The sequence below is a fragment of the Kitasatospora misakiensis genome (assembly GCF_042656005.1).
Taxonomy (GTDB): Bacteria; Actinomycetota; Actinomycetes; order Streptomycetales; family Streptomycetaceae; genus Kitasatospora; species Kitasatospora misakiensis.
Map to the genome: position 1 here is coordinate 1 of NZ_JBHSOF010000051.1, position 11,636 is coordinate 11,636.

Genomic DNA, 11,636 nt, shown 5'->3' on the forward strand with positions numbered 1-11,636 from the left:
CTCCCGGACCGGTCACACCATACGAATCAGCGACCCGCGAAGTACGGGTCTAGAGGGGAGTGGGCGGTGGTGCTCCCCTCGGGGGTGGGTGGTGAGCGCGGGGTGGATGTCGGGCTTGGAGGGATCGCGAAAGAGTTCGGACTTCGGGATGAACGGACGTCCTCGGGCCTACGCTGACGATGCATCCGCCGCGCACGGTGCGTGCCCGTGCAGATGCGTACAGTCCGATGCGTGTGTGACCGGAGACCAGGGGAGGCCGGGATGGCTGAGGTTCGGGGTGGCGGCGAGAGTGGCGACGCGAGGCCGCAGTTGGACGAGGACCTGTCGGAGGTGTCGGACTTCCTGCATGCGGTCGGCCGACAGATCAAGCTCCTGCGCGAGCAGGCGGGGCTGACGCAGAAGCAGTTCGCGAAGGAGGTCGGCTACACCGAGAGCCTGATCGGCGCGGTGGAGCAGGGCAAGCGGACGCCGCAGCGGGAGCTGCTGGAGGCGTCGGAGCGGGTGTTGGACGCGAGAGGGCTGCTGATCGCCACGGCGGACGACATCGAGAAGGCGAAGGCGAAGGCGCGGGTGCGGCACCCGGAGTGGTTCCGGAACTACGCGAGCCTGGAGGCGGAGGCGGTCGAACTCCACGACTGGAGTGCCTACCTGGCTCCGGGACTGCTTCAGACGGAGGACTACGCCCGGGCGCTGTTTCGGATGCGGCAGCCGGTCTTGGCGGAGGAAACGGTCGAGATCCGGGTGGCGGCTCGGATGGCGCGACAGGAGATCCTTGCTCGGTGGCCCCGTGCGGTCTTCAGCTGGGTGGTCGACGAGGGAGTGCTGCACCGGCAGCTCGGCGGGCCGGAGGTGCACAGAGGTCAGCTCGAACGGTTCCTGGAGATCGGCAACACGCGCGGCATGACGCTTCAGATCATGCCGATGGACCGCTCCGAGAACGCGAGCGTCGCAGGTTCGTTCAAGCTGATCACCCCCAAGGGGCGTCCGCAGACCGGCTACATCGAGATGCAGACGAGCGGTAGGCTCATCACGGATGGGGAGGAGGTCCGTCTCCTGAATACGCGATACGGCACCCTCAGGGCACAGGCGCACTCTCCGCAGGATTCCCTGTCGTTGATCGAGAAGATGCTGGGAGAGCGATGAGCGGCGATCTGGTGTGGTTCAAGAGCAGCTACAGCAGCAACGAGGGCGGCGACTGCGTCGAGGTCGCGGAGGCGGCCGAGTCGGTCCTGGTGCGTGATTCGAAGGACAAGTCCGGTCCGCAGCTCGCTTTTTCGTCGGAGGCTTGGCGCTCGTTCGTCGAGTTCGCGCAGTCGGTCTGACGTGACGGTGCGGCCGTCCGCCGGTCGGCGGACGGCCGCTGCGGTATCGGCTGGGTCAGCTCTTGCTGATGTAGTAGACGAGACTGGTGCCGACGCAGGCGTTGCTGCTGGACGAGCCCGTGATGACCCACCCCGCCGGACGGGGGGAGTAGGAGCACACGACGGCGGACGTCTTGTTGGTGACGTTCTCGATGGTGTACTCGACACCGCTTCCGGCGCAGGTCGTGCTGCTGCGCCCGCTGGTGACGACCCATCCGGTGGGGATCGGGGAGAAGGAGCACGGCCAGGCGGTGGTCAGGCCCGCGGTGTTCCTGATGGTGTAGTCGACGCCGCTTCCGGCGCAGGTGCGGCTGCCGCTGTACGAGGCCGAGACGATCCACCCGGTCGGGACGGGCTCGTTGGAGCAGATGGTCCTGCTGGCGGTGACCTGCTGCGGAGTCGCCTGTGCCTGCGCGGTTGCGCCGGTCAGCACTCCCAGGAGCAGCAGTGCGAACGTCACCAGATGCGCCATGTGGTTGCGTAAGGTCTTCAAAGTCGGCCTCAGATCTTCTCGACAGCTCCACAGCTTGCGCTGATTCGTGTCAGATCTGTTTCTGTGCGACCAGAGTGCCTCCTGTGCCCGGTGTCCGGGACCGCCGGCAGCAAGGCGACGGCCTGCGCCACGCGGTGCAGGCCGTCGCCCACAACAAGTTTCAGCGGCCCGCGAGGGCGTGGACGAAGCGGGTGGCGTCGATGGTGCCGAGGCCGCTGGCGAGGTCGTAGCCCTTGGCGGCCTGGTAGCCGGTGACGGTGTCCCAGGAGTTGTCGCCGGTGGTCACGTCGGTGATGCCGCTCCACTGGTTGGGGAGCAGGTTGAGGCCGTAGAGGCGCCAGTTGAGCTGGCCGAGGCGGTAGCCGGCGAGCTGGTCGGCGAGGGCGACGACGCCGGAGAAGATCGGCGCGGCCTCGCTGGTGCCGCCGGTGAGGTGCCAGCCGACGCGGGTGGGGTCGTAGGACTCGTAGGTCCAGGCGCCGCCGTCGACGGCGGCGCTCATGCTGATGTCCGGGGTGCCGCGGTGGTTGCCGGTGACGTTGGCGACGCCGGTCTGGTACCAGGGCCGGTCGAACACGCCGGAGACCCCGCCGCCGCCCGCGCCGTAGGCGTCGTGCCAGACCTTGTCCGGCGCGGTGCGCTTGCCGGTGTCGTCGAGGGTGAGCTGGGTGCCGCCGATGGAGGTGACCAGCGGGTCGGAGGACGGCCAGGAGTTGACCTTGTACGGGTAGAGGTCGGTGCCGTTCTCCTTGGCGTCGGTGGCGCCGTTGTCGCCGGAGGACGCCAGCACGGTGACGTTGTGCGCGGCGGCCTCCTTGAAGGCGTAGCGCAGGTCGGTGAGCGAGTGGAAGTCGCCCTTGTCGTAGCCGGGGAAGGTGTTCTCGGTGGCGCCGAAGCTCTGCGAGATGACGTCGGCGCGGCCGGAGCGGATGAGCGCCTGCTCGGCGTCCATCATCTCGGGCAGGCCGGTGGTGCCCTCGGTCTCGGCGACGCCGGTCTCGACCAGGATGATGTGGGCGTCCGGGGCCACGGCGTGCGCGTACTCGACGTCCAGCGTGGATTCGCCGGCCCAGCCGGTGTGGTCGGGGTTGGTCGGGTCGAAGGGCGGGACGTTGCCCCACTTCATGATCTCGACCTGGGTGTCCGGGATGCCCCACTGCTTGTCGAAGACCTCCAGGTCGTGCTGGATGGTCGGCGAGCCGAAGGAGTCGACGATGACGATGGTGCGGCCCTTGCCGGTGACGCCCTCCTTGTAGAGGGGGTTCAGGTTGTAGGCCTCGCGGTACTGGAGGGGGGAGTAGCAGTGGAGGCCGAGCTGGCTGACGCACTCCGAGGTGGACAGCGGCGCGGTCCGGCCGGCGGCGTTGACGTGGCCGGCGGAGGCGGGCCGGACGCGGACGCCGGCGGCAGGGTTGGCGCCCGGCGCGCCCGCGGCGGTGCCCGCAGCGGTGCCTGCGGTGGCGGTGCCTGCGGCGACGGAGCCGGTGGTGCCGGTGGAGACGGTGCCGGCCGCGAGGGCGGTGGCCCCGACGGCGAGCAGGGCCAGGGCGCGGCGGAGGGTGCGGGGGCTGCCCATGGGACTCCTAGGAAGGACGCTGGGCCCGGCCGGGGGATCGGTCGGGTCGGTTCGGCCCCATCCCATCGATTGCCGCGTGATCATGCCATAGTCATTTCTGGCCACCGAAAAAGGTCAAGACCGTCCCAGGTGAAAGTAACCCAACACCGGAGACGGTCCCCTGATGATCCATCAGTAAAGATCTTCGTGTCAGCGTGCTCCACCGTTCACGTACAGTGTCTGGCCGCTGACGTAGGAGGCGTCCTCGCTGGCCAGGAAGGCGACCACCGAGGCGATCTCCTCCGGCTGCCCGACCCGCCGCAGTGGCGTCCGGGCGGCCACCTCGGTCTGGTGGTCCTCGGCCGTGGCGCCGACACGCTCGGCGGTCGCGGCGGTCATCGCGGTGGCGATGTAGCCGGGGGCGACGGCGTTCACATTGATGTTGAACGGGCCGAGCTCGATCGCGAGCGTGGCCGTCAGGCCCTGGATGCCGGCCTTGGCGGCGGCGTAGTTGGCCTGGCCGCGGTTGCCGAGCGCCGAGCGCGAGCTGAGCGAGACGATCTTGCCCCACTTCTGCGCCACCATGTACTTCTGCGCCACGTGGCTGCAGTTGTAGGCGCTGGTGAGGTTGACCGTCAGGACGGCGTCCCAGTCGGCCTTGGGCATCTTGAAGAACAGGTTGTCCCGGGTGATCCCGGCGTTGTTGATCAGGATGTGCAGGCCGCCGAGGTCCTCGGCGATCCGCGCGAACACCGCCTCTACGGCGTCGTAGTCGGCCACGTCGCAGCCGTATGCCCGGGCCGTGCCGCCCTTGGCGGTGATCTCCTCGGCCGTGCCGGCCGCCCGCTCGGCCGAGAGGTCGACGACGGCCACCGCCGCGCCCTCCTCGGCCAGCAGGCGCGCGGTCGCCGCGCCGATGCCCTGCGCGCCGCCGGTGACGACGGCGACCTTGCCTGCGAAACGCGTCATGGTGCTGCTCCTCGGGAGTTCAAGAGTGGGGAGGGGAGTCGGGCCGTCAGGCGGACTCGACCAGCACCGCCGTGCCCTGGCCGACGCCCACGCACATGGTGGCGAGACCGCGGCGGCCGCCGGTGCGGCGCATCCGGTGCAGCAGGGTGGTGAGGATCCGGGCGCCGGAGCCGCCGAGCGGGTGGCCGAGCGCGATCGCGCCGCCGGACGGGTTGACCAGCTCGGGGTCGATCCCCAGCTGGTCGACGGAGGCCAGCGCCTGGGCGGCGAAGGCCTCGTTCACCTCGGCCTCGGCGATATCGTCCAGCGACCAGCCGGCCCGGGCGAGCACCTTGCGGGTGGCCGGCACCGGCCCGATGCCCATCACGTCCGGGTCCACGCCCGCCGAGGCGCCGGCCACGTACCGGCCGAGCGGCTCCAGTCCGAACTCGCGCAGCGCCTCCTCGCTGACCAGGACGAGCCCGGCCGCGCCGTCGTTCATCGGCGAGGCGTTGCCCGCCGTCACCGTGCCGCCGGTGCGGAAGGCGGGCTTGAGCCGGGCGAGCTTCTCCAGGCTGGTGTCCTCGCGGATCGACTCGTCCTGGGAGACGGTCACCCCGTCGGCCCGTTCGACCGGGATCAGCTCGGCGTCGAAGTGGCCGTCCTTGCGCGCCGCGGCGGCCCGCTGGTGGCTGCGGAGCGCGAAGGCGTCCTGCCGCTCCCTGGTGACGCCGTACCGGCCGGCCACCTCCTCGGCGGTCTCGCCCATGGAGAGCACACCGTGCAGCTCGGCCATCCGCGGGTGGGTGAGCCGCCAGCCGAGCCGGGTGTCGAAGGTCTCGATCCGGTGCGGCAGCGCCTCGTCGGGGCGGGGGAGGACGAAGGGGGCGCGGGTCATCGACTCGCAGCCGCCGGCCAGCACCACGTCCGCCTCGCCGGAGCCGATCGCCCGGGCGGCCATGGTGACGGCCTCCAGGCCGGAGGCGCAGAGCCGGTTGACGGTGGCGCCGGGGACGCTGTCGGGCAGTCCGGCGAGCAGGACGGCCATCCGGGCGGCGTTGCGGTTGTCCTCGCCGGCCTGGTTGGCGGCGCCCCAGTAGACGTCGTCGATCCGGGCCGGGGCGAGGGTGGGCAGGTCGGCGAGCAGGGCGCGCAGCACGGTGGCCGAGAGGTCGTCCGGGCGGACCGTGGCGAGCGCTCCGCGCAGCCGGCCGATGGGTGTGCGGCGGGCTGCGGCGAAGTAGACAGGACGCACGACGGCGGATCTCCTTTTGGGAGGGGGGAGGGTGGGTCAGAAGGCGTTGACGCCGGTGAGCGCGCGCCCGATGAGCAGTTGGTGGATCTGGCTGGTGCCCTCGTAGAGGGTCATCACCCGCGCGTCGCGCAAGTACTTGCCGACGGGGTACTCGTCGATGAAGCCGTAGCCGCCGAAGACCTGGAGCGCGTTGTTGGCGGCGCGCACGGCGGCCTCGCTCGCGAACAGCTTGGCGACGGAGGACTCGGTGGCGAACGGCAGGCCGCGCTCGATGTGGTCGGCGACCTTCCAGGTGAGCAGCCGGGCGGCCTCGACGTCCACGGCGATCCCGGCGAGCAGTTGCTGCACCAGCTGGTGCGAGGCGATCGGTGTGCCGAACTGTTCGCGCTCGCCGGCGTACCGGACGGCGGCGTCCAGGCAGGCCCGGGCGATGCCGACGCAGCCGGCGGCGACCGACATCCGGCCCTTGGCGAGGGCGGCCATGGCGACGGTGAAGCCCTTGCCGAGCTCGCCGAGCCGGGCGCTGTCGGGCACCCGGACGGCGTCGAAGGCGAGTTCGGCGGTCGCCTGGCCGCGCAGGCCGAGCTTGCCGTGGATCTCGGTGCGGGTGAAGCCGGGCAGGTCGGTGGGGACGAGGAAGGCGGTGATGCCGCGGTGCCCGGGTTCGCCGGTGCGGGCGAAGACGAGCGCGACGTCGGCCCAGGTGCCGTTGGTGATGAAGGTCTTGGTGCCGCTGAGCCGCCAGTGGTCGCCGTCGCGGACGGCGCGGGTGGTGAGGTTGGCGGCGTCGGAGCCGGTGCCGGGTTCGGTGAGGGCGAAGCAGCCGAGTGCCTCGCCGGAGGTGAGCCGGGGCAGCCAGTGCCGTTTCTGCTCCTCGGTGCCGAAGGCGTTGACGGACTTGGCGACCAGGCCGAGCGAGACGGAGACGATGCCGCGTACGGCGGAGTCGCCCCGGCCCAGCTCCTCCAGGACGAGGCAGTAGGCGAGGTGGTCGCCGCCGCTGCCGCCGTACTCCTCGGGGATGGTCAGCCCGAGGAAGCCGAGCTTGCCCAGTCGGCCGATGATCGCGCGGTCCACCGATTCGGCGCGGTCCCACGCGGCGGCGTGCGGGACGATCTCGCGGTCGGTGAAGGAGACCGCGAGTTCGCGGACGGCGGCCTGTTCCTCGGAGAGCTCCAGATCCATGGCGACCAATCCCGGTTAAACTAGCGCTGCAAGTTTTACGGGGGGACTGTAGCCCCGGCCGGGGCCTCCTGGGAAGGGGACCTGTCAGAATCGGCCCCGCCCCGCACCAAGCCCACCCGACCGGACGAACCCGACCGGACGCACCCGGACGCACACCCACCGGAGGAGCCGCGCCGATGCCCCGCCCGCGCACCCCCCTGCTCAACCGCGAGCGCATCGTCGCCGCCGCTCTGAAGCTGGTCGACGAGGAGGGCCTGGCCGCGCTCTCCACCCGCCGCCTGGCCGCCGAGCTGTCGGTGAGCGGGCCGTCCCTCTACAACCACTTCGCCACCAAGGACGAGCTGCTGGACGCGGTGGTGGACGGCGTGATCGGCGAGGTCGACCTGTCGATGTTCGCCGCCGGCACGCCCTGGCCCCGGGCGCTGCGCGACTGGGCCCGCTCCTACCGGGCCGCGCTCGCCGCCCACCCCCACATCGTCCCGGTGCTGGCCCAGGGCCCCGGGCGCAGGCCGAACGCGCTGCGGCTGGCCGACGCCGTCTTCGGCTGCCTGGTCGAGGCCGGCTGGCCGCGCGGGCAGGCGACCAGGATCGGCGCGCTGATGCGGTACTTCGTCACCGGCTCGGCCCTGGCCTCGTTCGCGGCCGGCTTCCCGGAGGACGCCGGCCTGTACGACGCGGCCGACTACCCGCACCTCGGTGAGGCGCACCGGCTGGCCGAGCACCGGGCGGCCGTCGACGAGGGCGCCTTCGAGACGGGGTTGGAGGCGCTCCTCGACGGGCTGGCGCTGCGCTTCGAGCGTCTGGAGCAGAGCAGTCACCAGCAGGGTGGCAACCAGGCCGGTCACCAGGGCTCGCGGGCCACGAACGCCGGGCGTGCCGCGAGGTCCACCGGGTCGTAGTACCGGTGGTAGACGGGGGTCAGCCCGCCGGAGACCGGCGGCACGATCCAGCTCCAGTCGGCGGGCGTCGGCCGGCCGAGCCGCTTCTCCTGCGCGACGTGCTTGAGGAACCGCTCGGACTCCGTGTGGTGGTCGGCCACGGTCACCCCGGCCTCCTGGAAGGAGTGCAGCACCGCGACGTTCAGCTCCACCAGCGCGCGGTCCCGCCAGAGCGTGCGGTCGCTGGAGGTGTCCAGGCCGAGCCGCTCGGCGACGGGGGCCAGCATGGCGTAGCGGTCGGCGTCGGCCAGGTTGCGGGCGCCTATCTCGGTGCCCATGTACCAGCCGTTGAACGGCGCGGTCGGATAGCGGACGCCGCCGATCTCCAGCGTCATGTCGCTGATCGCCGGCACCGCGTACCAGCGCAGGCCGAGCTCGGCGAACCACGGGTGCTCGGGGTGGGAGAGCCGGACCTCCAGCGTGGTGTCCTCCGGCAGCTCGTACCACTCGGGCCGCTCGCCGGGCCGTTCCTGGACGAGCAGCGGCAGCACCTCGAACGGCTCCTCGCCGCACTTCCAGCCGAGGTCGCGGGCGCGCGCGGCGAGCTGCGCGCCGGCCGGGTCGCCGATCCACCGGCCGTCCGCGCCGGGGTGTCCGGCGTAGCGGACGAGCTGCTGGTTGACGATGCGGGCGGCCGGACGGCCGGGCCGGTCGGGGGTGAACACCGACACCACCGGGCGGATCCGCCCGCCGTTGGTGGCGGTGCGCAGGTGGTCGAAGCACTCGGCGGCGATGTCGTCGGCGGAGGAGAGGTGGCGCAGGTCGCGTACCACCAGGCTGCGCCAGTAGAGCCGGCCGATGCAGCGGGCGGCGTTGCGCCAGGCGAGCTTGGCGCCGTAGGCGAGTTCGGCGGGGGTGTGCTCGTAGGTGCCGGTGCGGTCGATCTCGTCGAGCACGGCGCGGATCCGGGCGGCGGGGTCGCCGGCGGCGGGCTGTTCGTCGTGGAACTGCCGGACGAACCCGACGGCCTCCCGGGCGTCGGTGAAGTGCTCGTCGGCGGCCGGCTCCCGGGCGGCGGCAGTGCCCGGGGGTTCCTCGGGCACCAGGTGGCCGTGGACGTGGCCGTGCGAGTAGGGGCAGGCGCCGACGGGCGCGGCGGTGGCGCGGCGCGGGCCGCGGTCGGTGCGCTCGGTGTGGTCGCTGCGCTCGGTGCGGTCGCCGCGAGTGCTGCGGGTGCGAAGCCGGTCGAAGATCAAGGACATCCCTCCTGCCGGAAAGGAAACCGGAGGTGCCCGGCCCGCCGCAGAGAGTGAACCATTCGGCCCCCGCTCCCTGCGTTCTCGCGCTAGGGTGCGGGGGCCGAAAGGCCTGGGGACGGCTCAGCCCATGTCCTCCAGGCGGACGCCCTTGGTCTCCTTCATGAACTTCGCCACGAAGAGCATCGACAGCGCCGCGAACACCGCGTACGCGAGGTAGGTCGCGGAGAGGTTCCAGCGCGAGAGCGCCGGGAACGAGACGGTGATCGCCCAGTTGGCGAGCCACTGCGCCGAAGCGGCCACCGAGAGCGCGGCGGCGCGGATCCGGTTGGGGAACATCTCGCCGAGCATCACCCAGACCACCACGCCCCAGGAGAGCGCGAAGAACAGTACGAAGGCGTTGGCGGCGATCAGCGCGACGGTGCCCTGGAGGTCGGGCAGGGTCACCTCGTCGCCGCTGCCGGTGGCGGAGGAGAACGCCCAGGCGCAGGCGCCCAGCGCGACGGCCATGCCGGCCGAGCCGATCAGCGCGAGCGGCTTGCGGCCGATCCGGTCGACCAGCAGGATCGCGACCACGGTGCCGAGGATGTTGATGACCGAGCCGATGAAGCTGATCAGCAGCGAGTTGGACTGGTCGATGCCGACCGACTGCCAGAGGATCGACGAGTAGTAGAAGATCACGTTGATGCCGACCAGCTGCTGGAAGACCGACAGGCCGATGCCGACCCAGACGATCGGGAGCAGGCCGAAGGACCCGCCGAGCAGGTCGCGGAAGCGCGGCCGGTGGTCGGAGTCGATCAGGCCCTGGATCTCGGTGATCCGGGCGTCGGTGTCGGCGTCCGCGCCCTCGACGTCGGCGAGCACCGTGCGGGCCTCGTCGAGCCGGCCGGCCGCGATGAGGAAGCGCGGCGACTCGGGGATGGTCGAGGCGAGCACGAAGTAGACCACGGCCGGGACGACGCAGATCCCGAGCATCCACTGCCAGGCCTCCAGGCCGAGTACCTGGCCGCGGGTGTCGCCGCCGGCGGCGTCCGCGAGCAGCCAGTTGACCAGCTGCGAGATCGCGATGCCGAGCACGATGGCCGCCTGCTGGAAGGAGGCCAGCCGGCCGCGGTACTTGGTCGGCGCCACCTCCGCGATGTAGGTCGGGGCGATCACCGAGGCGATGCCGATGGCCGCTCCGCCGAGGACGCGCCAGAAGGCGAGGTCCCAGGCGGAGAACGGCAGCATCGAGCCGATCGCGCTGACGGCGAAGAGCAGCGCCCCGGCCTTCATCACGGTGATCCGGCCGTAGCGGTCGGCGAACCGGCCGGCCAGCGCGGCGCCGACCGCCGAGCCGAGCAGGGCCGAGGAGACGATCAGACCGGTCACGCCGTCGCCGACGCCGAACTTCTCCTGGATGCCCGAGACGGCGCCGTTGATCACGGAGCTGTCGTAGCCGAACAGGAAGCCGCCGAGGGCCGCGGCGGCGGTGATGAAGACGACGAAGCCGAGCCGGCCGGCGGATGCCGACCCGGTCTCCGCCCCGGAGGCCCCCGAGGGCCCCGCGGACTGCTGGGTGACGCTCACGATCTTGACTCCTGATACTCAACGCTGAGCTTGGTAGCCGATCGATCGTAACCCCTCAATGTTCAAGTGTTGTACGCGGGATACCCGCCAGTACCCTTTCCTAATTAGTAAGGTGAAGAATCAAAATGCGCCCTGTGCCGGCCTCAGGCCGGCTGGGCCAGCGACAGACCGAACCGCCCCTGGTCGTCCGTCCACCAGGCCGAGAGCCGCAGACCGGCCGCCGCCAGCTCCTCGGCCACCCGCTCCCGGCGGAACTTCGCCGACACCTCGGTGCGCAGTTCCTCGCCCGCCGCGAAGTGCACCGGCAGGTCCAGCGCCGGGATCTTCACGGTCTGCTCGGCCAGCGAGCGCAGCCGCATCTCGATCCACTCCCGCTCGGCGTCCCAGAGCGCCACGTGCGCGAAGGTCGCCGGATCGAAGTCGGCGGCCAGCTCGCGGTTCAGCACGTTGAGCACGTTCCGGTTGAACTCCGCGGTCACCCCGGCCGCGTCGTCGTAGGCCGCCACCAGCACCGCCGGGTCCTTGACCAGGTCGGTGCCGAGCAGCAGGAAGTCGCCCGGGTCGAGCGCGGCCCGCAGTCCGCGCAGGAACTCGGCCCGCTCGGGCGGCAGCAGGTTGCCGAGGGTGCCGCCGAGGAAGGCGAGCAGGCGCGGGCCGCGGGCCGGCGGCAGGTCGAGCCGGGCGGTGAAGTCGGCCAGCACGCCGTGCACCGCGAGCCCCGGGTACTCCTCGGCGAGCGCCTCGCCGGCCGCGGTCAGCGCGCTCTCGCTGACGTCCACCGGCACGTACGTCTCCAGCGTGCCGAGGTCGCGCAGCGCGTCCAGCAGCAGCCGGGTCTTCTCGGAGGAGCCCGAGCCGAGCTCGACCAGGGTGCGGGCCCGGGTGGCGGCGGCGATCTCGCCGGCCCGGGCGGTCAGGATGGCCCGCTCGGCGCGGGTCGGGTAGTACTCCGGCAGCCGGGTGATCTCCTCGAACAGCTCGCTGCCCCGCGCGTCGTAGAACCACTTGGGCGGCAGCGTCTTGGGTTCGGCGGTGAGGCCGGTCCGGACGTCGTGCCGCAGCGCGGTGCTGAAGTGGTCGTCGGGCAGCAGGCGGGTGAGATCGAATGTGCTCATGACAGATGGATCCTCTGTTCA

11 protein-coding genes are annotated in these 11,636 nt (G+C 71.5%); 3 read left to right on the plus strand and 8 right to left on the minus strand.

The window, feature by feature from the left end; genetic code table 11:
* Positions 1-261 precede the first annotated feature (261 nt).
* On the plus strand, positions 262-1,143 hold the full coding sequence (locus ACFP3U_RS29590) for a helix-turn-helix domain-containing protein (RefSeq protein ID WP_380228784.1): 882 nt from the start codon (positions 262-264) through the stop codon (positions 1,141-1,143).
* Positions 1,140-1,322, plus strand: a complete 183-nt coding sequence (locus tag ACFP3U_RS29595; RefSeq protein WP_380228785.1) for a DUF397 domain-containing protein — start codon at positions 1,140-1,142, stop codon at positions 1,320-1,322. The genes ACFP3U_RS29590 and ACFP3U_RS29595 overlap by 4 nt, the downstream gene beginning before the upstream one ends.
* Positions 1,323-1,377: 55 nt before the next feature.
* Here ACFP3U_RS29595 and ACFP3U_RS29600 read toward each other — a convergent pair whose 3' ends face one another.
* The 5 genes from ACFP3U_RS29600 to ACFP3U_RS29620 all read right to left on the minus strand — a co-directional run bounded on the left by ACFP3U_RS29600 (position 1,378) and on the right by ACFP3U_RS29620 (position 6,797).
* Complete coding sequence (locus ACFP3U_RS29600; RefSeq protein WP_380228786.1) at positions 1,378-1,821, minus strand: hypothetical protein; 444 nt, start codon at positions 1,819-1,821, stop codon at positions 1,378-1,380.
* 193 nt (positions 1,822-2,014) lie between these two features.
* A complete protein-coding gene (locus ACFP3U_RS29605; protein WP_380228787.1) occupies positions 2,015-3,430 on the minus strand; it encodes a S53 family peptidase in 1,416 nt (471 codons plus the stop codon).
* 189 nt (positions 3,431-3,619) lie between these two features.
* The gene (gene fabG, locus ACFP3U_RS29610; RefSeq protein WP_380228788.1) at positions 3,620-4,378 is read right to left on the minus strand and encodes a 3-oxoacyl-ACP reductase FabG; all 759 of its coding nucleotides are present in this window, start codon (positions 4,376-4,378) and stop codon (positions 3,620-3,622) included.
* Between the two features lie 46 nt (positions 4,379-4,424).
* Positions 4,425-5,612: a thiolase family protein gene (locus ACFP3U_RS29615; protein ID WP_380228789.1), complete on the minus strand. Its 1,188-nt coding sequence runs from the start codon at positions 5,610-5,612 to the stop codon at positions 4,425-4,427.
* 36 nt (positions 5,613-5,648) lie between these two features.
* Positions 5,649-6,797: an acyl-CoA dehydrogenase family protein gene (locus tag ACFP3U_RS29620; protein ID WP_380228790.1), complete on the minus strand. Its 1,149-nt coding sequence runs from the start codon at positions 6,795-6,797 to the stop codon at positions 5,649-5,651.
* Between the two features lie 176 nt (positions 6,798-6,973).
* Here ACFP3U_RS29620 and ACFP3U_RS29625 point away from each other — a divergent pair, with 176 nt between their 5' ends.
* Positions 6,974-7,696, plus strand: a complete 723-nt coding sequence (locus ACFP3U_RS29625) for a TetR/AcrR family transcriptional regulator (protein WP_380228791.1) — start codon at positions 6,974-6,976, stop codon at positions 7,694-7,696.
* Here ACFP3U_RS29625 and ACFP3U_RS29630 read toward each other — a convergent pair.
* The 3 genes from ACFP3U_RS29630 to egtD all read right to left on the minus strand — a co-directional run bounded on the left by ACFP3U_RS29630 (position 7,639) and on the right by egtD (position 11,615).
* Positions 7,639-8,937: a nitric oxide synthase oxygenase gene (locus ACFP3U_RS29630; RefSeq protein ID WP_380228792.1), complete on the minus strand. Its 1,299-nt coding sequence runs from the start codon at positions 8,935-8,937 to the stop codon at positions 7,639-7,641. The two genes, ACFP3U_RS29625 and ACFP3U_RS29630, sit on opposite strands and share 58 nt — an antisense overlap.
* A 117-nt stretch (positions 8,938-9,054) precedes the next feature.
* Positions 9,055-10,500: a sugar porter family MFS transporter gene (locus ACFP3U_RS29635; RefSeq protein ID WP_380228793.1), complete on the minus strand. Its 1,446-nt coding sequence runs from the start codon at positions 10,498-10,500 to the stop codon at positions 9,055-9,057.
* 143 nt (positions 10,501-10,643) lie between these two features.
* On the minus strand, positions 10,644-11,615 hold the full coding sequence (egtD, locus tag ACFP3U_RS29640) for an L-histidine N(alpha)-methyltransferase (protein ID WP_380228794.1): 972 nt from the start codon (positions 11,613-11,615) through the stop codon (positions 10,644-10,646).
* Between the last annotated feature and the right edge of the window lie 21 nt (positions 11,616-11,636).